The sequence below is a fragment of the Dyadobacter sp. HNCC25DJ183 genome (assembly GCF_056895175.1).
This window is the reverse complement of record NZ_JBXHAP010000010.1, coordinates 1-22,036: the sequence shown is the minus strand read 5'-3', so window position 1 is coordinate 22,036 and position 22,036 is coordinate 1. Positions and strand designations below refer to the sequence as shown.

Annotated in this window: 18 protein-coding genes; 6 read left to right on the top strand and 12 right to left on the bottom strand. The window is 45.5% G+C overall.

The features are described 5' to 3' along the window. Positions 1 to 74 precede the first annotated feature (74 nt). From AC1XTG_RS23250 to AC1XTG_RS23240, 3 genes are read right to left on the bottom strand one after another with little or no spacing between them, the layout of a single operon-like run. Entirely contained in the window at positions 75 to 1,586 is a 1,512-nt protein-coding gene (locus tag AC1XTG_RS23250) for a hypothetical protein (RefSeq protein WP_484843630.1), read from the bottom strand. Between the two features lie 6 nt (positions 1,587 to 1,592). Then, positions 1,593 to 2,165, bottom strand: coding sequence for an RNA polymerase sigma factor (locus AC1XTG_RS23245; protein WP_229238823.1), 573 nt, complete (start codon positions 2,163 to 2,165; stop codon positions 1,593 to 1,595). Between the two features lie 8 nt (positions 2,166 to 2,173). After that, positions 2,174 to 2,467 carry a hypothetical protein gene (locus tag AC1XTG_RS23240; protein WP_056291248.1) on the bottom strand — a complete coding sequence of 98 codons (294 nt, stop codon included), beginning with the start codon at positions 2,465 to 2,467 and terminating at the stop codon, positions 2,174 to 2,176. A 143-nt stretch (positions 2,468 to 2,610) separates the two neighbouring features. Here AC1XTG_RS23240 and AC1XTG_RS23235 point away from each other — a divergent pair, with 143 nt between their 5' ends. From AC1XTG_RS23235 to AC1XTG_RS23220, 4 genes are all read left to right on the top strand, one after another. Continuing rightward, positions 2,611 to 3,027 carry a pyridoxamine 5'-phosphate oxidase family protein gene (locus AC1XTG_RS23235; protein ID WP_056291246.1) on the top strand — a complete coding sequence of 139 codons (417 nt, stop codon included), beginning with the start codon at positions 2,611 to 2,613 and terminating at the stop codon, positions 3,025 to 3,027. A 62-nt stretch (positions 3,028 to 3,089) separates the two neighbouring features. Next, on the top strand, positions 3,090 to 4,265 hold the full coding sequence (locus tag AC1XTG_RS23230; protein ID WP_056291684.1) for a dienelactone hydrolase family protein: 1,176 nt from the start codon (positions 3,090 to 3,092) through the stop codon (positions 4,263 to 4,265). A gap of 64 nt (positions 4,266 to 4,329) precedes the next feature. Next, complete coding sequence (locus AC1XTG_RS23225) at positions 4,330 to 5,367, top strand: SDR family NAD(P)-dependent oxidoreductase (RefSeq protein ID WP_484843629.1); 1,038 nt, start codon at positions 4,330 to 4,332, stop codon at positions 5,365 to 5,367. Positions 5,368 to 5,379: 12 nt separating this feature from the next. Beyond that, positions 5,380 to 5,607: a hypothetical protein gene (locus tag AC1XTG_RS23220; RefSeq protein ID WP_056291242.1), complete on the top strand. Its 228-nt coding sequence runs from the start codon at positions 5,380 to 5,382 to the stop codon at positions 5,605 to 5,607. Positions 5,608 to 6,016: 409 nt separating this feature from the next. Here AC1XTG_RS23220 and AC1XTG_RS23215 read toward each other — a convergent pair whose 3' ends face one another. The 4 genes from AC1XTG_RS23215 to AC1XTG_RS23200 form a co-directional block, all read right to left on the bottom strand. Next, on the bottom strand, positions 6,017 to 7,651 hold the full coding sequence (locus AC1XTG_RS23215) for a L,D-transpeptidase family protein (protein ID WP_484843628.1): 1,635 nt from the start codon (positions 7,649 to 7,651) through the stop codon (positions 6,017 to 6,019). 20 nt (positions 7,652 to 7,671) lie between these two features. Further along, the gene (locus AC1XTG_RS23210; protein ID WP_484843627.1) at positions 7,672 to 8,253 is read right to left on the bottom strand and encodes an HdeD family acid-resistance protein; all 582 of its coding nucleotides are present in this window, start codon (positions 8,251 to 8,253) and stop codon (positions 7,672 to 7,674) included. Positions 8,254 to 8,263: 10 nt separating this feature from the next. Beyond that, positions 8,264 to 10,663 carry a phosphoketolase family protein gene (locus tag AC1XTG_RS23205; RefSeq protein ID WP_484843626.1) on the bottom strand — a complete coding sequence of 800 codons (2,400 nt, stop codon included), beginning with the start codon at positions 10,661 to 10,663 and terminating at the stop codon, positions 8,264 to 8,266. A 236-nt stretch (positions 10,664 to 10,899) separates the two neighbouring features. Continuing rightward, positions 10,900 to 13,560 (bottom strand): cation-translocating P-type ATPase, encoded by a 2,661-nt coding sequence (locus AC1XTG_RS23200; protein ID WP_484843625.1) that lies wholly within the window; start codon positions 13,558 to 13,560, stop codon positions 10,900 to 10,902. A 31-nt stretch (positions 13,561 to 13,591) separates the two neighbouring features. On the opposite strand from AC1XTG_RS23200, the gene AC1XTG_RS23195 reads away from it, so the two are divergent. Next, positions 13,592 to 13,957: a DUF6544 family protein gene (locus AC1XTG_RS23195; RefSeq protein WP_409012547.1), complete on the top strand. Its 366-nt coding sequence runs from the start codon at positions 13,592 to 13,594 to the stop codon at positions 13,955 to 13,957. Positions 13,958 to 14,124: 167 nt separating this feature from the next. Here AC1XTG_RS23195 and AC1XTG_RS23190 read toward each other — a convergent pair whose 3' ends face one another. From AC1XTG_RS23190 to AC1XTG_RS23180, 3 genes are all read right to left on the bottom strand, one after another. Then, positions 14,125 to 14,343, bottom strand: coding sequence for a response regulator (locus tag AC1XTG_RS23190; RefSeq protein ID WP_162242770.1), 219 nt, complete (start codon positions 14,341 to 14,343; stop codon positions 14,125 to 14,127). A 152-nt stretch (positions 14,344 to 14,495) separates the two neighbouring features. Continuing rightward, entirely contained in the window at positions 14,496 to 14,918 is a 423-nt protein-coding gene (locus AC1XTG_RS23185; RefSeq protein ID WP_484843624.1) for a response regulator, read from the bottom strand. Positions 14,919 to 15,019: 101 nt separating this feature from the next. Further along, positions 15,020 to 15,268: a hypothetical protein gene (locus AC1XTG_RS23180; protein WP_056291228.1), complete on the bottom strand. Its 249-nt coding sequence runs from the start codon at positions 15,266 to 15,268 to the stop codon at positions 15,020 to 15,022. 1,492 nt (positions 15,269 to 16,760) lie between these two features. Here AC1XTG_RS23180 and AC1XTG_RS23175 point away from each other — a divergent pair. Further along, positions 16,761 to 18,242 carry a glycoside hydrolase family 130 protein gene (locus AC1XTG_RS23175; RefSeq protein WP_484843623.1) on the top strand — a complete coding sequence of 494 codons (1,482 nt, stop codon included), beginning with the start codon at positions 16,761 to 16,763 and terminating at the stop codon, positions 18,240 to 18,242. Here AC1XTG_RS23175 and AC1XTG_RS23170 read toward each other — a convergent pair. Together AC1XTG_RS23170 and AC1XTG_RS23165 are read right to left on the bottom strand one after the other, a co-directional pair. Continuing rightward, positions 18,231 to 19,241 (bottom strand): glycosyltransferase family 4 protein, encoded by a 1,011-nt coding sequence (locus AC1XTG_RS23170; RefSeq protein ID WP_056291218.1) that lies wholly within the window; start codon positions 19,239 to 19,241, stop codon positions 18,231 to 18,233. The two genes, AC1XTG_RS23175 and AC1XTG_RS23170, sit on opposite strands and share 12 nt — an antisense overlap. Next, complete coding sequence (locus AC1XTG_RS23165; protein WP_484843622.1) at positions 19,238 to 21,481, bottom strand: glycosyltransferase family 4 protein; 2,244 nt, start codon at positions 21,479 to 21,481, stop codon at positions 19,238 to 19,240. Before AC1XTG_RS23165 ends, AC1XTG_RS23170 begins: the two co-directional genes overlap by 4 nt. Positions 21,482 to 22,036 lie beyond the last annotated feature (555 nt).

The window sequence follows — 22,036 nt, the reverse complement described above, 5'->3', positions numbered from 1 at the left end:
ACGGAAATAACAAAAGGGAATTAGAGTATTTTTAAGGAATGAACACGCGGCAGCGTTGAGTGAGCATCCGGCTTTTACAAAAACATAAACCGCACGAAAAGCTGTCCATTCAATGCTTTAACAGCAGAACCCTGGAAGCGGGAAATGTTGGTAACTGGTAAAATCACATTGAAGCCCGCCTGAAAACGTTGCGCATTGTGACCAGGCTGAAAAAGGAGACCGGCTTTTAATGTGACTTGTGACGGTTTCATAAATCCTTCAACCTCCTTTTTCGTGGAAGGAATTGCAAGCGGTCCGTTCCATTCGCGGTTCTGCCAGTTTCGGGTGGTCTGCCTTATTAGTGCACCTGAAAAAAGCGTATAACCCACGCCGCCGCCCAGGGAGAATGCGCCTGCTATGCGGTGATGGTATTGAAGGGAAAATTGGATGCCCGTGGCTTTGATCAGCTTGTAGTTGTAATAAATGAGAGACGAATCGCCAAAAGCGGGATCGATTACCTGCGATGCAGTTTTGTTGTTCCCAAAATAGGTTTGCCGCGCTGCTGCCGTGAAAGTCAGCTGCTGTGCATTCCACGATCTGGAAATTACAAGCGCCGGGATCAGCAGATTCGCCGGTTTACTCACAGAATCTTTTCCCGCAAAAAGATAGTCTGTCTTCGCAAACGGACTGTTAAGGCTCCATTCAAGTCCGACGTGGAAACTGCCGGGTTCTTTCTCTTGTGGTTGAACAGGTTTTTTTGCTGTTTGCCGAACCACTATTCTGCTATCCAGAATGAGCTTCTTACCCTCAAAATTTCCCTTTGTACCAGAGATCTGGCGGATATTGATAGCCAATCTCGAATTGTCTGCAGGCTGCTCTGGGTTACCCGGGGCTTGGTCTAGTGAATTTCCGTTGCTTCGATAACGATCGTTTTGCTGGCGTTTCCTGGTTTCATACACAGGATCGGCGCTGTTTCCGGAAGTACGTGAAGCCGGGCTTGAAGCAGCAAATGGAGGCGCATTATCAGAATGTTTTTGAGCAGGCTTGATGTTTTTTTGCCGCTCATTCAAAGCAGGTGCATTGGTAGTTCTTTCAATTTGAAACTGAGTCTTTTCCGAAGATTTTAGCTGGGATAGCTTTTTATTTTCGGGTGTTAAACTGCTGCTTTGCGGATTTGCTTCTTCATTTTGCCCAACACGCACATCCGGGTTCATTTGTTGAACAGCTACGGGTTTTTCATTGCTATCTAATGTAGTTTGCTGCTGGGTTGAAACGGTATCTTCTGTAGTCCTTATTTCGGCAGGTTGCGCTTGTTTGAATGTAGGTTTAGTATCAGCGACATTGGGGGATAATGCGAGTTTTACGACCAGCACAGCGGTGATAGTTGTGCTGGTCAGCGCAATAGCTGCCCATTTTAAGCCTCCGAGCAGCTTGCCGCCAGTCGCTCCGCCGGCAGGTGAAATACCACCATTAGCAGGAGCTGAACCGCTGACAGGCGCAGCGCCGAGCATCCCATTCAGGTTTGCCCATGCTTCGTCAGCCGGGATTTCCGGCTCGGGCAGCTTGTCCGTCAGGTACTTGTTGATATGTGCGTTTTTCTTGCTCACAACTGCTTACAGGTATTTTTCCAGTATTTTCTTCAACCGCGTCCTGCTTTCGCTTAAATGCCATTTAACAGTTCCGGTACTAATTGCCAGGGCTTCCGAAATTTCTTTTACCGAAAATCCCTCAAGATAAAACAGCCCGCAGATCCGGCGTGTAGCCACAGGCAATTGGGCAAGATAAATTTGAATGTCGTTTGCGGATAAGGTTTCAAGAGGGTTATCTGCGGATTCAAAGCCCATGCGGTCATCAATCTCATCATAGTCAAATTGCTGCGTTTTCCGGTTCCGCAGGAGTGTTAATGCCGCATTTCTGACAGCTGTGTAGATCCAGTTGAACAGCTCGCCTTTGGCCGCATCGTATTGGTCAATATTCTGGAAAACTTTCATCATCCCATTGTTCAGCGCTGTAAGTACATCGTGTTTTTCGTCAAAAAAATTCTTACATAACGCAAAAAGCACAGGGTAAAAACGCCGGTAGAGTTGTTCCTGACTCTGGCGATCCCTGCGCCGGCAACCGGCCAATATTTGATCCAGACTATTCAAATGAAATAAATAAAGCAGGGCGCAGCATTCGCGGCCCACCGCACTGACTATTTTTTAAGAGAATCGGTTGCAATGGAATCATTTCGAACCGAGTCTAACGGAATAGAATCTGTCGGGATTGAGTTTGTAGGAATTGAATCTGTTGGAATAGAGTCTGCCGGAATAGAATCCACCGGAAACGTTGGAATACTATCAGGGTTTGCCACGCCCGAAGAATCCTCCCGATTAGCGCGCGCTGCATCTGCCGACGGCGTTACCTTGTTTATTTCATTACTGTCGCAAGCCGCCAGGTTCAACAGAAAAAGTGCTGCTGCAAACACAAGAATTTTTTCAGTTTTCATGATCAATATTTTAAGGTGTGTAAAGATGATCAGGTGTATCCTGTCAATAATATAAACTACAAGGCAACGGGCGGAGGTTGGGTGCGGTTGAAAAAAATCTCTGGCACTATTTTGATATCTGATATCAGAAAACAACTAAAAACATGGCAGATAAGACTTTGAAAGATGTAGCCGAGATCATGAAGGATCTTGACATATGTATGCTCACAACCACTACGACCAATGGTATGCTGGCTTCCCGGCCAATGAGTAATAATCGCCAGGTGGAGTACGACGGCAATTCCTACTTTTTTACGTGGGAGGGTTCGAGGATGGTGAGTGACATTGAAATGGATAGTGGGGTAAACCTCAGTTTCAATGGGGACGACGATATCTATATCTCAATCGCCGGCAAAGCAGATGTTACCCGCAGCCGCGAGAAAATGGAAGAACATTGGGTTGAAGAGCTGGAAATGTGGTTTGAAGACGGGCTGGATACCCCGGGCATTGCGATGATTTCAGTCGCTGCAAAACAGATCAAATATTGGCAGGGAGAAGAAGAGGGCGAGTTGAAGTTGTAAGTTTTTCAGTAAATATGTCAAAGGCGGTGGTTTTCTTAAAAGAAAGAAAATCATCGCCTTTTATGTTCAGATACCTGCCCATATTCCTCCTTTTTAGCTGCCTGACTACCGGTCGCGCGCAGAACTACGACGAAACCAAGGTTCCCGCCTACACCCTTCCGCCTGTTTTACAAACGGCAGCAGGTAAGGAAGTAAAAAACAAGAATACCTGGGAGAAGTCGCGGCGACCTGAAATCCTGAGGTTGTTTGAAGATAACATTTATGGACAAATGCCCACTGCTATCGATAGTAGCAGGTATTCGGTGGTTAAAGAAGACAAGACCGCAATGGGCGGAAATGCCACTTTGAAGGAGGTGACCATTGATGTTTTTAAAAATCGCAAATCAGTCAGGATCAATCTGACGCTTTTTGTGCCGAACAAACGAAAGGCTGCTTCTCCGGTTTTCCTGCTGATCAACAACCGGGGGAAGAATCTGACCGATCCTACCCGTGAGAAAAAGAGCGAATTCTGGCCGGCGGAAATGGTTATCGACAGCGGATTTGCAGTGGCCGCATTTCACGTAAGTGACCTGGCACCAGACGATAAACAGGATTATGTAAATGGTGTTTTGCAGTTGTACCCCGACCAGCTTGCAGCTGATAATGGCATGAAAGCAATCGGTGCCTGGGCATGGGGCGCAAGCCGGGTGCTGGACTATTTTCAAAAGGATCCCGATATCAATGCAAAGAAAGTTTACGTATTGGGGCATTCCAGAGGCGGAAAAGCCTCATTATGGGCGGCAGCACAAGACCAGCGTTTTGCAGCTTGCATAACAAACTGCTCAGGCAACACAGGCGCCGCACTTGCGAAAAGGCAATTCGGAGAGCGGATCAGCAAGATCAATACTACTTTTCCACATTGGTTTAACAACAACTATAAGAAGTTCAATGACAAAGAGAGCGAGCTGCCCGTGGATCAGCACATGCTAATCGCGCTTGTTGCGCCGCGTCCGGTATATGCAACCAATGCGTCGAAAGATCTCTGGGCTGATCCTACCGGAACATTCCTCGCCCTCAAAAACGCGGAGAAAGTGTACGCACTTTATGGTAAAAAGTCTGCGTTGCCAGCGTCTCCGCCCGCAGTTGAAAAAGTAATTGCCACGCCGCCACTTGCCTATCACAATCGCGAAGGAATCCATGATATGACAAATTTCGACTGGATGAACTTCATTGTCTTCGCCAAAAATCTTGAAAATTAAAGCGGAACTACCCTGCGGCATAGATATTTAGCCGGTTGCTGTTTCATCAAGACATTTTTTCAAAATGGATCAGCAAACAAAATTGATTTCCGATTCGGGAAAACTGGGTTTATATGCCATTGCTGCAGTAGGTCTTATCGCAGCCGCCAGGAGTGTGTACAAGCGGGTTACCCGTTATGATTTTACTGGAAAAACGGTCATTATTACCGGCGGAGCGAGGGGGTTGGGCTTGCTTCTGGCGCGCGGCCTGGCAGAAAAGGGAGCTAATCTGGTGATTTGTTCAAGAAACCCGGAGCAGCTCAAAGATGCCGAACGTGAACTGACCGGACTTGGCGCCAATGTACTCGCGATTACCGCCGACCTAAGTGAACAGCAGGATGCCCAGCAAGTGGTAGCAGCGGCAGCTGAAAGATTTGGGTCCATCGATGTGTTGATCAACAATGCGGGTACTATGATCGTCGGTCCGCAGGAATCAATGGAAATCCAGGATTACAAAAAAGCAATGGATGTGAATTTCTGGGCGGCATTGTACATGGTCAAAGCTGCATTGCCGCATTTGAAGCAATCCGAAGGCCGGATCGCCAACATCTGCTCCATTGGCGGAAAGATTTCAGTACCGCATTTGCTGCCTTATAGTGTTAGCAAGTTTGCTATGGTCGCGCTGTCGGAAGGTTTGCACGCGGAATTGAAGCGGGATAAAGTGACGGTAACAACCGTGATACCTAATTTGATGCAGACCGGGAGTACTAAAAACGTATTCATAAAAGGTGATCACGAAGCCGAATATGCGTGGTTCAAAACAATGGCTTCTTCTCCGTTATTTTCCCAAAAAGCGGAGAAATCGGCAGCGCAGATTATTGAAGCGATTGAATATGGAGAAAATGAGGTCATATTAACGGCAAGTGCGAAACTGGCAGTTGCATTGCAGGGCGCTAACCCTGGACTGGTTTCTACACTCTCGGCTTCTGTCAACAATTTTATGCCCAAAATGACCGAAGATGGATTCGAAACCAGGAAGGGTTCCGAGTCAGAATCTGAAATATCGGAATCTGAAGTAAATTGGCGTACAGATAAAGCAGCAGCAACGAACAACGAACTTTAACCCGGTCAGGCTATGAAAAACGGCAATCTCCCCGAAGACCAATCCCTGGTTCTTTTTACGGACATGAATGGAATTCCACGCGAAGGAATTTATAAAAAAGGCTCAAAAGCTTTCGTAGAAGCAGTTGGCGACGAAGGTCCCGAGGATACGGGCAATATCTATCCCGAGGAAGATATCGTATCATGGGAATACCTCGAAAAGCGCGATAAGCCTAACTCTGATATTATGGTGATTTTGTAAAACAATCATCCAATTCAGCAAAAAACGGACCTAGCATCTAAGCTAAGTCCGTTTTCTTAATTTAGTGGCCCTCCTGAAATCGAAGCGAATCGCCGCCCGGCAGTCACCTAATGATTATGAGTACAATAAAAAGGACTCACAAGTTTTATAATCTGTATTGCAAGTTTATTGCAACCACTACCAAATGACAAGAAATCATGGGTGCTATAACAGTCAATTTATTCCTTGATAAACGTACTTCAAGGAGATTAGCTTCGAGTTGTTTGCACACGAGATAAGCACCAGCTGCCCCGCGCAGTTTCCGAGCTACACCAAAAGCTGGATACTATCCAGGACCTTCTTTTAGAATCCCGACAAATCCTACCGGGAGCCATCCAGCTCATAACGATTTCCCAAGCAGCTGATTTTCTTAACCTTTAAGTGAGTCGAACAACCTTTCGGCCATTTTTTGATCGTGCCCATAAATGTCCTTTCGGAAATTAACTTTGCCGTTGTGGTCGACCCAAGCAGTAAAGTAACCGATGAAAACAGGTATTTCGTTGCTGCCACGAAGACGCACATATTTCTCTTTGCCGCTATTCATCGCTTTGGTTATTTTGTCGGTTGTCCAGGTTGAGTCATTGCGCAGCAAAAACTCCGCCAGTTTTTTGGGCTCCGATAGCCGGATGCATCCGTGGCTGAATGCGCGCTGTGATTCTGCAAACAAGTTTTTCGAGGGAGTATCATGCAAGTAAATATTGTAACTGTTGGGAAATAGAAACTTGACCAGCCCTAAGGAATTGGACTTACCCGGCTTTTGCCGGACACTGCCTCCGTTCCACTCCATATTGTGCCGCGCCAAATAGTTTTTATTGCGTTTAATGCCAGGCAAGATTTCATTTTTCAATATGCTGGGTGGAACATTCCAGTAAGGACTAAATACGATCTGGTTTAGCTTGCCCGAAAAGATGACCGTGCTATGTGCCTGTGAGCCTACCACAGCATTCATACTGAATGCCAGCTGCCCTTTTTCATACATATGCAGCCGGTATTCAGGAATATTAACCAGTATATAATCTGTCTCAGGAGCCGCCGGCACCCATCTGATCCGTTCCATATTAATGAGCATTTGGCGGATCCTTTCATGCACGGGCACATTCAGTTCCTTGAAGAACGCCGCGCCGATCTGCCCCGATGCTCTAAGCCCCATTCTGGTTTGAAACGAACGTACGCCATGAAAAAGGGTGGAATCAAAAAGATTGGTTGAATCTGCCTGTTTTAGGTCTTGGAGCAATGCCAGCCGTCTCTTGATTTCAGGTATTTCTGCGGATGAATCGCCTAATTTGAGCGTTTTAACTGAATTTAAAACTTTCCAGTCTTGATTGGCAAGCGGATGATAGATTTTAAGTTGCTCTGTAAGCAGGTTATACTGGCGATTGACCGGTTCATACGAAGCCAGATTTGCCCCTTTGTTTTTCAGCAGGGAATCCAAAAATTCAGCTGGATTAACCTTTTTACGGGGTATAAACCAGTCAAGGTCCTGAATGTTGATACTCCTGTCGCTTGAATAGGCCTTTTGGGTATACTTGAAAAAATGTTCCGTTAGTGCCAGTTCAGTCTTAATTACAAGCGTATCTGATGGGATGATGTGATTTCGTAATCCCAATGAATCAATGCTTGCCAAAAGCGCCGGATCATAGAGAGAGCTATCACCTGAAACGTAGATATAGTCATTTTGCAGGGCCAGAAATGTAGGCACAAACTCGGCCATCCCATCAGGGAAAAACCAGGCAAATTGATAGTTTCGGCGGTTATAAAAGCTCTGTAATTTGTTGACCAGGCTATCATCCGCGCTATGTGATTGAACAAAGTTAGCCAATGCAGTAGTGTCAATGAAAAGTTCAGTAAATGAATTCTCAATTTTGATTGACGTGTCCCTTTTGGCAACTTCGGGCTGCTTTTTCTCTTGCTTTGTCTGACAGGAAGCGAGCATCATCAGCATCATCACAAAAACGGGCGATGCGTTTATGCGGCTAACTAAACGTACTGGAATTTGGTCCCACATATTATTAAAATCTCCGTCGTTCAGGTGTATATTTTATCATTGATCCACCATTGAGCATTCTTAATGAGCATACCGAAATGGACGTAAAATGCTCCTACTGCCAATAAAGCAAATGCTGTCCAGATAACCAACCTGTCCTCGCTGAACAAAGGATTATATATATTTACCACCGAAAAGAAACCTCCCGTTATTGCCCAAAGCGATAACCATGGCCAATCATTTAGCCTTTTCTTTTTGGCTTGAAAAGAACGGGCAATCAGCAGCACACTGCGCATCAAAAGCCAGACTCCTGCAAACAACGGAAGAGAGATAGCGGCCAAAATGGGGTTGGTTATAAAAATAAGTCCTAATATAAGATCCAGAATTGCTCCTGTCAGAAACCATCCCCAGCCTTTGAAAAACCTTCTGTTCTCTATGCAAAAGGAGGCTTCACAAATCCCACTGATCAACAGCATAGCAGAAAAAAAGATGCTCAGCTCATCGTAGGTGACGGACGGGTTCCGTGCCACATATACGCCGGAACCAATTAAAGCAATTCCCGAAAACATGAATATCCACCAGTAGTGAATGGGGTGCTGAGCTTGCTTGATAATATTTGTCATTCCTGTAATTTTATTCTTGTTTTCCCAGTGTAGCCGGATTCCATTTCCAATCTAAAATCTCGGGCATATCTTGTCCATGCAATTCAATGTAGGATTTGTGATCCAGCAGTTTATCTCGGAGAAATTGTTTGAGATAGGCACCTTTTGTTCCTAATCCGGGCAGACGATCGATTACGTCGCTTACCAGATGGAAGCGGTCCAAGTCATTAAGCACGACCATATCAAATGGCGTTGTCGTTGTGCCTTCGCCTTTGTAGCCCCTCACATGCAAGTTTTTATGGTTGGTCCGGCGGTAGGTCAGGCGGTGGATCAGCAGCGGATAGCCGTGAAATGCGAAAATGATGGGCTTATCCTGTGTGAATAGCATGTCGAAATCTTTATCATTCAAGCCATGCGGATGCTCGCTTTCTGGCTGCAGTGTCATCAGGTCTACTACATTGATAACCCTTACTTTCAGTTCCGGTAAATGTTCCCTGAGAATCTGAACCGCTGCGATGGTTTCAATCGTAGGGACATCTCCGGCGCAGGCCATTACTACATCGGGTTCAAAGCCTTCGTCGTTGCTCGCCCATTTCCAGATGCCCAGACCAGCCGTGCAATGTTTGATAGCAGCTTCCATGTCCAGCCATTGCATTTCAGGCTGCTTTCCTGCGACGATCACATTAATGTTGTCGCGGCTTCTGAGGCAATGATCTGTTACAGAGAGTAATGTGTTGGCATCCGGCGGGAGATAAATGCGGACAATTTCTGCCGTTTTATTTGCCACAACATCCAAAAATCCCGGATCCTGGTGACTGTTTCCATTGTGGTCCTGTCGCCATACATGCGAGGTCAGCAGATAATTCAGTGAGGCGATCGGCTGGCGCCAGGGCAGGTTCCGGGAAACTTTCAACCATTTGGCGTGCTGGTTAAACATTGAATCCACAATGTGAATGAATGCTTCATAACACGAAAACAAACCATGTCTCCCAGTTAGCAGATAGCCTTCCAGCCAGCCCTGGCAAAGATGTTCGCTCAAAACTTCCATCACCCTGCCGTCGGCCGAAATGTGGTTATCGCCCTCTATAATTTCAGCCGTTGATGTTCTTCCGGTAATGTCAAACAAATGCGAAAGGCGGTTGGAGGAAGTTTCATCCGGCCCGAAAATCCTGAAATTGCGTTCGTGCCAATTGGATTTCATGACATCCCGAAGAAATGCTCCCATAATCGAAGTTGCTTCCGCTTCCATGGTCCCGGGAGTCGGCACAGCCACGGCATGGTCCCGGAAATTCGGCATTTTTAAATCAATCAATAGCGAGCCGCCGTTGGCGCTTGGGTTTGCGCCCATTCGTCGGTTTCCTTCGGGTGCCAGTTCGGCCAGCTCTCGGATCAGCTTGCCATTTTCATCAAAAAGCAATTCAGGCTTGTAGCTTCTCATCCAGGCTTCCAGCATTTGCACATGCTCAGGTTTAGTGGCCAGTTCAGCCAACGGAACCTGGTGCGCGCGCCATGTTCCTTCAATTTGCAAGCCGTCAACAGTTTCAGGGCCCGTCCAACCCTTTGGCGTCCGAAAAATAATCATGGGCCAAACTGGTCTTTCCTTGAACCCATAAATCCGTGCATCGCTTTGTATCAGTCTTATCTCTGCTACGACAATGTCCATGATTGAAGCCAGCAATTCATGCATAATTTCCGGATCATCGCCTTCAACAAAGTAGGGATTATAGCCGTAACCTCTAAAAAGCTGCTCTAACTCATGTTTTGCAATTCTCGCTAACACAGTTGGATTGGCAATCTTATAACCATTCAAATGCAGGATAGGAAGCACAGCGCCATCGTGCACGGGATTAAGAAATTTATTGGAATGCCAGCTTGCGGCCAATGCGCCGGTTTCGGCTTCACCATCGCCGACAACACAGGCTGCTATCAGGTAAGGGTTGTCAAAAACTGCCCCGAATGCATGCACCAGCGAATAACCCAGTTCGCCGCCCTCGTTAATGGAGCCGGGTGTTTCCGGCGCAACGTGACTGGGAATGCCGCCGGGAAATGAAAACTGTTTGAAGAGTTTCTGCATTCCGGTTTCATCTTCAGATATGTCCGGATACACTTCGCTGTAAGTGCCTTCCAGGTAAGTGTTTGCCACGAGTCCGGGTCCGCCATGGCCGGGGCCAGCCACATAAATGATGTTCAGGTCATTTTGCTTAATGATGCGGTTCAGGTGAACATATATAAAATTCAGCCCCGGCGTAGTGCCCCAATGTCCCAACAGGCGCGGCTTAATGTGTTCCAGGGTTAATGGCTTTCTCAGCAACGGGTTGCCATACAGGTATATCTGGCCCACGGACAAATAATTGGCTGCCTGCCAGTAAGCATTCATTTTCCTTAACAGCTCGGCAGATAAAGTTTTCACTTCAGCATCTTCCTTTTCCATAATCTTTATCGTTTAATGCCTTGCGGCTCCTATTTCCATTACAACCCTACCTTGGATCGTTCCCGCTCTCATTTGATCAAATACAACATTGATATCTTCCAGCCTAGCCGTATGGACTGTTGTAAGGTCCGCTCCCAGGCTCTTTGCCAGATCCAGCTTGTCCTTACTGACGTCTATAAAGGTGACGCTATTTAATTCAGCAATGGTCATTAATTACAGATAATCAAGCAACTAAATCATTTTGGTATAAACAGGGCGCGTAGGATCTGATTTACAAGAAGAGGGATGAAACCAGCTGACAGAATCAGTTCCAGCGCTTGCAAGTCAAGCTTTTGGAGTGATAGTATCTGTCTCAGAAAGGGAACATAGTTGGTTAAAAGCATAATCAGCACGCACAGTATCAAGGCCATCCAGATGAATTTGTTCCGCGTAATCTCATTGCTGAAAAACCGGAGCTTTCCCGAATACAAATTGAATACATGCAGCAATTGGGCCAGGGAGAGTGCATAAAAAGTGATGGTGTTACCGTATTCAGCGCTAAGCCCTAGCTGATCGGTGGCATACCAGTACACACCCAGCACGGATGCAGTCATGACCAATGCGTATAGCACAACCCGTTTCCAATCGGCAATTTGCAAAATGGGCTGCTTGGGATCGCGCGGCTCGGACTTCATCAGGTTCTTGTTATCTTTTCCTACGCCCAGCGCCAGAGCAGGGAAAACGTCCGTAATAATGTTGATAAAAAGGATTTGCAGCGGTAGGAGTGGACTCCCGACATTAAGGAAGCCCGCAAAAGTGACAACGAAAATCTCACTCATGTTACAGGATAAGAGGAACACAATGAATTTTCGGATATTTTCAAAAATAACCCTTCCCTGCTCAATGGCGTGTACGATAGAAGCAAAAGAGTCGTCCTTCAAGACCATATCAGCCGCTTCGGCGGCAACTGCGGTCCCGCGCAGTCCCATGGCAATGCCAATGTCAGATTTTTTCAATGCGGGAGCGTCATTCACACCGTCACCGGTCATGCCGACAATGTCTCCTTGTTTTTGATAGAAATCTATCATATCCAATTTTTGAGCCGGATTGACCCTCGCAAATACACGGCACTCCATCATTTTTTTCTGATCTGTTGCAGATGAAAAATCAAATGATTCGAGGTCTTTTCCGGTCAATACGAGCTGCTCATCAGCTTCTACAAGATTAACCTGTTTAGCTATTTTAAGGGAAGTAGCCGGATGATCGCCGGTTACCATAATGACTTTGATTCCCGCTTCATGACAGGCGTTAAGCGATTTGATCACTTCCTTCCGGGGCGGATCTAGAAAGCCGATCAGTCCGGCATAAGTCAATTTCTCTGTTTTGGTAAAATCCTCTCCTGGTTGGTCACTGGTTTGCCGATACGCAAAAGCAAGCGTACGGAGCCCGTCAGCGGCCATTTGTTCCGAAACTTCAAGCTCTTGATCCTGTTCTTGCTGACTGTCCCAATTGCAAAGTGCAGACACTTCTTCCACGGCACCCTTAACGCCAATGAAATAATCTGCTCCAATCCGGTGAAGCGTAGCCATCATGCGGGTGTCGGAACTGAATGCTTGTTCAGCCTGTCGCTGGTAGTCATGATGCAATTGATGCAGATCAATGCCAGCAGCCCTGGCGTAGGCAAGCAGCGCAATCTCTACGGGATCACCCAATTCCTTCCGCTCGGATTTGCTTGAAGACAATTGCGCATTGTTTACCAGCGCCCCGACTCGGGTAAGCATTTCGAATTCAGCTGAATAAACTAGTTCCGGGTCACCTTTCGTGAATTCTAATGTTTGAGCGCCATTGGTGGCAGCATTAAGGCGAACCGTAACGTCGTTTCCGGATACCCGCAGCGCCTGGACCTCAATTTTATTTTCAGTAAGGGTTCCTGTTTTATCGGTGAAGATAACGTTCGTTCCTCCAAGCGTTTCAACCGCAGACAGGCGTTTGACAATCACTTTTTTCTCAGCCAAACGCAGCATTCCATAAGCCAGCGCAACGGTCGCAACCACTGACATTCCTTCCGGAATGGCGGCAATGGCCAGTGCAACAGCAGTTTCAATCAATTGTTTAACCTCTTGCCCTCTCAGCAAACCGACAATCAAAAACAGGCTAGCCATCCCCAGCGTGACCCAGATCAGCACTTTTGCGAGAGAATCAAGCTTGGCTTCCAAAGGGGTGGCCGTTCGGCTGGCCTCGCTGACCATGGTTGCAATCTTGCCTAATTCCGTCGCTTGTCCGATATTAGTGACGACAGCTTTACCATTGCCATTGGTAATAGCTGTTCCTTTAAAAAGCTGGTCGTGGCGGTCTCCCAGAGAAGCATCTTCCGATGAGGGTTCCGTCGTTTTTGCGGATGGGACGGACTCGCCCGTGAGGGCAGACTCATCAACGGTAAGCTGGTTAACCTCCAAAATCTGAGCATCCGCGGGTATCAAGTCGCCTGCTTCCAGGATTAGAATATCGCCGATTGTAACCTGTTCGGATGGGATCTCTACAATCAGTTTGTTACGCAAGACCCTGGCTGGCGTTGTATCCAGCTTTCGCAATGCCTCCATGGATTGCCGTGCGTTATATTCGAGAACAAAGCCGGTAAGGGCATTGATTAAAATAACGGCAATCACAGCATAACCTTCTAGGATATCACCCAGGAAAAAAGACACTACCGCCGCAGCTGCCAGGATCCAGACAATGACACTATCGACCTGACGCAACAAAATCGACCAGATACTTTCAGGTTTTACCTGTTCCAGTTCGTTCAGACCGAACTGCTGAAGTCTCGAATCGGCTTGCTGACTGGATAATCCAATCTTTGGATCCGTTAATGTAAGTTTGCCTGGCTCCTCAGGAACATTTCGGCGGGGTATTTGCTGCACGGTTTGCGGGATTAGATAACTTACTGTTTAAATTACACATAACAGGCAAGCTTCTCTAAATCAATTATTCAATCGGCATCATGAAAACCACATAATGATGTTTAAATTGATTGCTGCAATTGCCATTGAGATACTGACGCCGTCTTTACTGGTCGCTCTCGCCGGGTTGATAACATGGCTGACCGTGCAAAGCAACAGTGTAAATGCATCATTCACGAACGGCGACCTCACGATTTCTGCCTGGTTACAATTCAATGAAGAAGGTCTACTTCTCAAGTCAAGTTTATTTCAAAGGACCGTTATTCTGCGGATGCTCTTACTTAACGGTATGTCCTTGCACCTGCCTCAAAGGTCACGGAAGACACCAGCATGTTGGAAATACAATCTTCGGCAATGATACTGGAACAGATTTTTGCGGCGTGATCATCAGTGTCATCATCGATCATCACAAATAATCCTTTGTTTCCCATAAGTAATAGCCAGTTATTAAATTACAATATTTACGATGGTTTTCGTGTTTAGCAATTCTATACCGCCTATGTTTTTACGTACAGATAAGGATCTCTAATAATTCTTCCGATCAAAGGCAATCATATCTGGATTCCGAGATATCGAAAGCATAACTGTTGGTAAGGAAGTTAAATGAGGAATAATTCGCAGATTTGATAGCGTTTCTAAGCCGTTCATTTTCGGCATGTTCATGTCTAAAATAATGAGACAATTATCCGATATTGTCTGCGACTGGAGAAACGTGAGGAGTTCCTGCCCATTCTTTGATTCCACAATTTTAATACTTGATCTATGGCTTTAATCGCCTCGTTCATTAAAAGGCGATCATCAGCGTCATCGTCTGCCAAAAAGAAAGTGGTGCTTCCAGCCATAAGCAAAAATAAAAATGTTATCAACCGCGTATTCTCCCGCCACGGAATGGAACCTTAAAAGTTATTAGGGGCTGCACACCTTGTCCAATATTCCATGATCACTCGAATGGTCTTTTCCAATTCTGAAAATGAATTCTGCTTAACAAAGAACCCTTGCGCCGAAACGCTATATGCGTCAATCACCATTTTCTGGTCAATTGCAGTTGAAAAGAAGAGATAAGGGATACATTTAAGTTGTAATTCTGAATCGGTATGCAATTTCTGTCTCAGTTGAAACCCATCCAACTTGGGCATGTTGATGTCAGATAGTATCAAAAAGGGCACATTATCTGTTTTTTGTAAATAATCCAATGCATCCTGCCCATCATGAAAATATATCTGTTTGTTAGGGTAATCAAGTGATTTAAAGACTTCTTCCAGCAAAAACCGATCATCGGCGTCATCTTCGATGATGACGATTTCGCCTTTCTTATTCATAGCGCAACGTTTAGGGTGAAGTCGGTCTTTGTCGATTGTGCCAACGTATTCAAATATACTTTCAAAAATACCGGAAACCCGATAAATCTTTATCCTTGGATCTAAGTTAGGATATATTGTGTTTTGTAAACGACTTGCGCATTGTGAGCACCACTTACTTTTGACCAGGATGACTGCTTTGTCTCTACATCAAGCTCCCAGCCACCCTCACGTGCTATTCGCCCCTCCTCAGAAAGTAAAAACTCACTTTTGGCCAGTTTCTGCTCCACAAGCTTTCTTTCATGTATTTCTTTTTCAAGCTCATCAACGGATCGTAGGGATAAATCTGAGGTAGGTAGTCGAGATTGCATGTTTGGCAAGTTTAAAGTTAGATGGGACTGTCCCAGCGGTTACTGGTTGTAGCCACTATACCCCTCCGCTAGCATAGTTTGGTGTCACCGCCATTTGATCAAAGCCGGTTGTGGGAGAAGCGCCGTGCCATTGCCAACCAGACAAGCCACGTAACTGAAAAACCGTTTTGAAGTAGTTATGTTGGCTTAAATAGGTTACCTTAGTGTATGAAAATCAAAATATTAGCAAAAACCGATCTTCCACCGCCAAATTCAGCATTGAAGTTTAGGATCAAAAATACAACTAACTAGCGCGTTGGCTTTAGCGATAGCGAAACCGGTGATTTCGTTCAACAAGTAGGAGGGGTCACTTACAGCTATTCTTGGAACCAGATTGATGAATATTTTTTAACTACGCATGTTTTGCCTTAGCATGGCGCTTTTTTTCTCCGCCTTGTTGCGCATGTATTGTCCCGCCAGGAAGCCTTTTTGCGCTCCAAAAGCTAACACCAGGATTATTCATTAAATAATGAGAACGTGCTACATGCGTTTAGCAAGCTTTCACACAACAAAAGCGCACCCAGTAAAGATTATGCAACTACTTGCGACTATTCGACATTAGGATCAGCGCTTTTAAACAAATGAGTCGTGTGGTCGAAATTATTCATGGCAGGCAGTTCAACGCCTTAGCTGAATGGATAGAGCGCGCAGAGAACGGGTATTCACAATCATAAAGAAATAAGATGGAAGATAGTGAGAGGGCGGCAAGAAAGATCCAATTATATCATGAAATATGGGATAGCAATGGCTGGTCCTTACAGTGTGAAACCGGGCATGTTTATAAGTTGATTTCAGACACGGTGAATGCAAATCAGAGCAGCTCCTATGAGCAAGTCAGGCTTAAATTTAAAGCCTTGCTGGATACAGTTCCAGTTGCGGGTAGAATACTCACCTTGGAATAAGTTTAGAAAAGCCTGACTATGACCATTTTGGGTTAACCGATCGTAAGCGGCAAAATGACAGGCAAGGCTGAGCTGGAACCCATCCGTGTGCCGGGGCCGGATACAATCACACGGTTTACCGATCGCTGTTGATACCCGCTTTTTGATCTAATACTACAGCGATAATATAGGAATGGTACCAGGTTTGCCAGCAAACCTTATTGGACTGCAGTTAAATGCCATTTGGCCCTTTTGACTTTGATAATTCGTTGGGATTTTGGAAAGCCAGATCACCAACGGTTTAGCAAATGGTTTTGAGAGCGTTAACTCAGTTCCGTTGCACCTGTGTGGTAAACCATTTAGCCTAATCATGTCGGTTTCTGGGCCATATTGCTTGCTTGAATTCGAACCGGGTGCCGGTTATTTGAGCCAAAATGTGAGTCACACGATCGGACGCTCAATCATGTAACCGTTGAATTAAATACTAAACAGCGTACACCTGCAATCAACTTAGCTATAAATATTATAGCTCAAATTCCGGATTAAAGGCTCACCTTGCTGCAAAACTTCACATGTCAATCTACATAACTAGGAAGGACATTGTCTTTCAACCAGATTCAAGCCGGGTAATTGCCCGTTTTATGTTCAGCAGTGAAGAAAGGGCAAGGCAATTGATCACAATGATCCTGAACCTTTCCCACGAGCAGCAAAAACAGGAGTTAAGCAATGTCCTGCGCAAATATGCCAGGCGGCACCGCAATATTCTAAAAATATTTGAACGGCATTTTCACCGGCTTCATACCCTGCTAAGCTCGATGGACATTGATTTGAAACAATTAGGCACCACCGAGGAAATGTTGATAGGTTCTTATTTTACGATGGAATATTCTATTGAAGCTGCTGCATTCTTTAACCCTTCTATTGTTGACGATCCGGACCAGTCCCGAATGGGTTTTGGGGAGCGCAGGGTTATTCTAAGTTTCCGTGCAACGGGAGAAGGCCATATTTCTTCGATCGTTTTCAGATCGGCCATCATAGACGGGGATAACCTGATCACTGTTGAGCCCCCTGGCCGAATGCTTGATTCGCCGGCACATGTCCGTAACCATGTGTACAAAAAAAAGTCTTTCCTGGCAAAACTGGGCGAAATGCAGAACCTTGAAAATGCTGCTTACCCGGTTATCGAGCAAAAACTGACCGAAACCTTTACGTATGAGGAGTTGAAACGCTATGTCGATGAGACCAGCAAAGTCATTGAAATGGACGAACCGTGCCGCATTTTTCTGAGGGAAATGATGTGGCTGGCGTCATCGCATTACGAAATGGATTTTTCCTTAGATACTGATATTTCCGAACGCGTAATCTTTCCCATTGCTGATACCGAAAAGCGGGGCATTGAAGATGCCCGGTTTGTTAAATTTATACAAGGAGACAATGAGCCAGTTTACTATGCAACTTACACTGCCTATGACGGAACCTCGATCCTGCCCAAAATCCTGATGACTAAGGATTTTTATCATTTCAAAGTGTTGCCGATTCATGGCGAAATCGCTCAAAATAAGGGAATGGCACTTTTTCCGAGGAAAATCAATGGCAAATATGCCATGCTTTGCCGGATCGACGGGGTCAATAATTACATTGCTTTTTCCGACAACATCAGTGTGTGGCGACAGGCGACCATAATCCAGTCGCCTCAATTCCCTTGGGAATTCGTGCAAATTGGAAATTGCGGATCGCCATTGGAAACAGAGGCTGGCTGGCTGGTTCTGACACACGGAGTAGGTCCTATGCGTGAATACGTTCTGGGAGCGTCCCTTTTTGAGCTGGATAAACCTGAAAAAGAAATCGGAAGACTGAGCCAGCCATTGTTGATCCCAAATCGCAAGGAACGGGAAGGGTATGTTCCCAATGTTGTGTACTCCTGCGGCGCGCTTATTCACAATGAGAGCCTGATTATTCCATACGCCATGTCAGATTACGCATCAACTTATGTAGTTGTGGACCTCAAAGATTTATTAAAGGAGCTGACACAAAATGCAGGATTAGCTGCTTAAAATTGATTCATAAACAGCTAGATAGCCATCCACCATCTTATCCTTGGAAAACATGGACTGTGCCCAGTCGGCGCAGTCCTTTCTGTTGATCTTTTTTACGAGCCCCACGGCTTCTACTGCCTCGGGCACCGAACATACTAAAAACCCTGTTTGACCGTGCTTGATCAATTCAGACATTGATCCGCGATTAAAGGCGATCACGGGCGTTCCACAAAGCATCGACTCAGCCACACTTAGTCCAAAAGGCTCTTCAAAACTGATTGGATGCAGCACTGCGTACGCCATGCCCAGCAACGTGCTCCTCCTTTCTGGCCCTACATTCCCGCAATAAAAGACATTTTTAGAGTCAATATGCGGCTCCACCTCCCGCTTGAAATACCCTTCATCCTGGACCAAACCTGCTATAAGTAGCTTCCTTCCACTTTTCCGAGCGATCTCAATTGCCTCACTTGTACCTTTGTCGGGGTGAATCCTTCCAAAAAAGAGCAAATAATCGTTGGGAAAAGTAATGTAGGGAAATGCTTCTTCGTCGATACCATTATAGACTGTTGCCTTGTAATCCAGATTCTCATCCCGATCGGCATTGCTAATTGAAACATAATGTGTCTCATCATTATATTTCCGGTAAACCTCCTTGATCTTATCCGACGAAAAACCGTGTATAGTAGTTAGCATTGGCGTCTTGATCAGCCTGGAATATGTTAGTGGGAGGAAATCAAAATGATTATGAATTAAATCAAATTGATCCGCTTTTTCCATCACATTACTGATATGCAGGCATTCAACCACCTTAGGGTCAACGTTCCGATCTTCCGCATAAGGGATATTACAAGTAGCATCCAATTTTCCTTTTGTAATTGAATCTGCAGTTGCGAATAATGTCACATTGATCCCTTTTGCAAGCAAACCTTCTGCCAGATAGGACGCTACTTGCTCCCAGGGGCCGTAATTGCGGGGCGGCGTGCGCCAGGCAATGGATGATAAGATAGCAACTCTCATGGTTGAGCTGCTTTTAACTTGGTCAGCTCTTCAAATGCTTCCAAAACGCTTAGATGAGAAATTAGATAAGCCAACGTGCTTTCCGCTCCCTGGTTCCGGTTTACGCCATATCTTTCCAGGCCATCACAGCAACCCTTAGTTTCAAAGTCATAAAGACTGATACGGAGATCGTTTTCACCTAAAAACCACATAAAACATGTATTCAGCTGTTGGACATAAGCTTGATCGCTTGTCAGCCGGAATGCTTGGTGGAACATGAGCACCATAGCCAATGCATCCAGTGGCTGTTGGGCAAACATTGAACTTTCGCCATCTTTGAGATACCACTTTTCATTACCTACGATGGAAAGATAACCGTTCTTTAAAGTGATTTTCGAAAGAAATTCCATGCTCTCCAAAGCAACTTTATTGACTCTTTCATCATTTAAAAACTCGGCAGCGTGCAGCATCGCGAGAGGCAAAAAGGCATTATCATAAGCCAGGAGCGATTCATACCAATGCCAGTCAGTGGTCCGGTTCAGGTCATAATCCACCATTAGGCGGTTTGTCAATTGCCGCAAAACCTCAATCATCCCTTCGTCCGATGAGTTGCTTTTTAGATAATGGCATATGCCTACGATGGTGTTGGCAATGCTCCGGATGGATCGCAGCTTCACAAAATTAGGGGAAGCATCGAAGAAAATAGCCCGCCCGGTTTGATAATAAGCGTCATTAGGTGCATTTCCTAACAGATAACCCAATGCCCATATTGTCCTGCCAAACGAATCTTCTGAACCCACTTCATCCAGGAAATTACGGTTGAAACTCAGGAAGTTCCGGAACGCGCCGTCCGGGTTTTGCATGTAATTGATATAGCTCAGGTAAGTAGGTGATAATTTAAGCGCCAGGGGGTTTTTATTCCTTTTATAGGTCATTAGGACCATCAAAAGCGCCCTCGCATTATCATCCAGACAATATCCTTCTTTCAAGTTTGGAATTCCATATTTGGCGTGCTGAATGATTCCTGTATCGTCGGTGAGTCTTTGCACATGGTCCAGCAAAAATGGAGGCAAAGCCAGCAGATCCAGGATAGTTTCCGCTTCTACATGCACATACGGCTGTTCCGCCACAATTTTTTCTGCGAGCTTCGCATATTTTGCGCCGATCTTGGGCCAGGTAATTTCTCGTCCGTAATTGTATGCGTTTTTACGTAATCTCGCCATTGTATCCGGGTGATCAAGCAAATCAAGGAATACATCACTTAAAGCTTGCACATCATTGAATGGGAACAACCTGCCTCGGCCTTCAGAGAGCAATTCGGCAGCATGCCAATAGGGCGTAGAAATCACCGCAGATCCTGCGCCAATGGCATACGACAATGTTCCGCTTGTGATCTGTGCCTCATTGGTGTAAGGGGTAATGTAAATGTCAGAGGCGGAAAGATATTTAAAAAGCTCAGTCTGGTCGACAAACTCGTTCATGAAAATGACATGCTTTTCAATGCCCAGCTTTTTCACCAATCCTAGTAGGAAAATTCGGTATTCTTCACCTGAATGCCGAATTACATTGGGGTGCGTTTTGCCTAGAACGATATAAACCAGCTGCGGATATTTTGCAACCACCGCAGGCAGGGCTTTCAGCACAATTTCAATGCCTTTGTTTCGGCCAATAAATCCGAATGTGAGAAGGACTTGTCTGGATAGAAGTTTGAATTCTTTTTTGGCAGACTGTTGATCAAATTGTATATCCGGAACGCCGTGCGCAATCTGCTCGATTTTACTTTCGGCAACGCCATATTCTTCCATTAACATATCTACCGCCTTCCTTGTCATTACGACGACGCTTTGGGCGATTTTGCAGATTTCAATCATCACAGCCCGCTCATTATATGAAGGATTTTTCAGCACTGTGTGCAAAGTGACGATCAACGGAATCTTCAGACGGTAAAGGAACGGGAGTATGTAGATGCCATTTTGCCCGCCGAAAATCCCGAACTCATGCTGCAAAACGCAGATATCCGCCCCGCTGATATTGATAAAACTTGCGGCTTCCAGATAATCAGCTTGTTCTTCTTGCCGAATGGTCAGTTTTACCTCTTTCGGATAGTCATAATGCTGCCCATTGTCATCCATTGCAACCACTAGCGCAGTATTCGGGCCATCTGCCCCTGGTGCGGAGGTGACAGCATCATACAAATTTTTGGTAAAGGTGCCAATTCCGCATTCCCGTGGCGGGAATGTGCCTACAAACGAAATCTTCATAAAGTGCGGAGTTGATTTCTTCTAAGTTAACCCTATTATCCCGCATTGTTAGGTTGAAAAGCAATTGTAAAGTAACCCCGGCTTCTTGATCAGCTCTATTAATGGCTTCCAGCACCGAGAATTATGATTAAAAACTCGGTTGGTAAAGTGAAATTTGGACCGTTGTCAAAAAAGCAGGTTTGGGATTGATGAATACCTTTAAAGTTCGATTTGTGCACCGCCTATGTATTTTATACCGGTCAGCGGTGGAGATCTGAATTGAAAGCAATGCTGGGGTCGAGCTGCTACTGGTACATGATGTCCAAGCGATTGTTATCCTAACTTATTCACGACAAGATATACTGGTTCGAAATTGTCAATGCAGGCCTCAAGGAGAAATTCAGTTGCAATAAAATAGATGCTCAGGAAAGTTTTGTTTCGGCGTCGTGCACACCACTTCCCTAAGAAAAGCTATTGCAACCTTTATCGCAACAAAAAGAAGAGGGTGTCTCAATTTAAAACCGGGGCACCCTCTTTCGTTTGAATTATTCGGGCAGAAAATTATCGGTCGATATC

Excerpts from the sequence above, each read along its gene's own strand:
- AC1XTG_RS23220 (WP_056291242.1), top strand. The coding sequence starts at position 5,380 with ATGAAAAACGGCAATCTCCCCGAAGACCAATCCCTGGTTCTTTTTACG.
- AC1XTG_RS23180 (WP_056291228.1), bottom strand. The coding sequence starts at position 15,268 with ATGCAATCTCGACTACCTACCTCAGATTTATCCCTACGATCCGTTGAT.
- AC1XTG_RS23185 (WP_484843624.1), bottom strand. The coding sequence starts at position 14,918 with ATGAATAAGAAAGGCGAAATCGTCATCATCGAAGATGACGCCGATGAT.
- AC1XTG_RS23210 (WP_484843627.1), bottom strand. The coding sequence starts at position 8,253 with ATGACAAATATTATCAAGCAAGCTCAGCACCCCATTCACTACTGGTGG.
- AC1XTG_RS23240 (WP_056291248.1), bottom strand. The coding sequence starts at position 2,467 with ATGAAAACTGAAAAAATTCTTGTGTTTGCAGCAGCACTTTTTCTGTTG.
- AC1XTG_RS23205 (WP_484843626.1), bottom strand. The coding sequence starts at position 10,663 with ATGGAAAAGGAAGATGCTGAAGTGAAAACTTTATCTGCCGAGCTGTTA.
- AC1XTG_RS23230 (WP_056291684.1), top strand. The coding sequence starts at position 3,090 with ATGTTCAGATACCTGCCCATATTCCTCCTTTTTAGCTGCCTGACTACC.
- AC1XTG_RS23165 (WP_484843622.1), bottom strand. The coding sequence starts at position 21,481 with ATGAAGATTTCGTTTGTAGGCACATTCCCGCCACGGGAATGCGGAATT.
- AC1XTG_RS23215 (WP_484843628.1), bottom strand. The coding sequence starts at position 7,651 with ATGTGGGACCAAATTCCAGTACGTTTAGTTAGCCGCATAAACGCATCG.
- AC1XTG_RS23170 (WP_056291218.1), bottom strand. The coding sequence starts at position 19,241 with ATGAGAGTTGCTATCTTATCATCCATTGCCTGGCGCACGCCGCCCCGC.
- AC1XTG_RS23235 (WP_056291246.1), top strand. The coding sequence starts at position 2,611 with ATGGCAGATAAGACTTTGAAAGATGTAGCCGAGATCATGAAGGATCTT.
- AC1XTG_RS23175 (WP_484843623.1), top strand. The coding sequence starts at position 16,761 with ATGTCAATCTACATAACTAGGAAGGACATTGTCTTTCAACCAGATTCA.
- AC1XTG_RS23225 (WP_484843629.1), top strand. The coding sequence starts at position 4,330 with ATGGATCAGCAAACAAAATTGATTTCCGATTCGGGAAAACTGGGTTTA.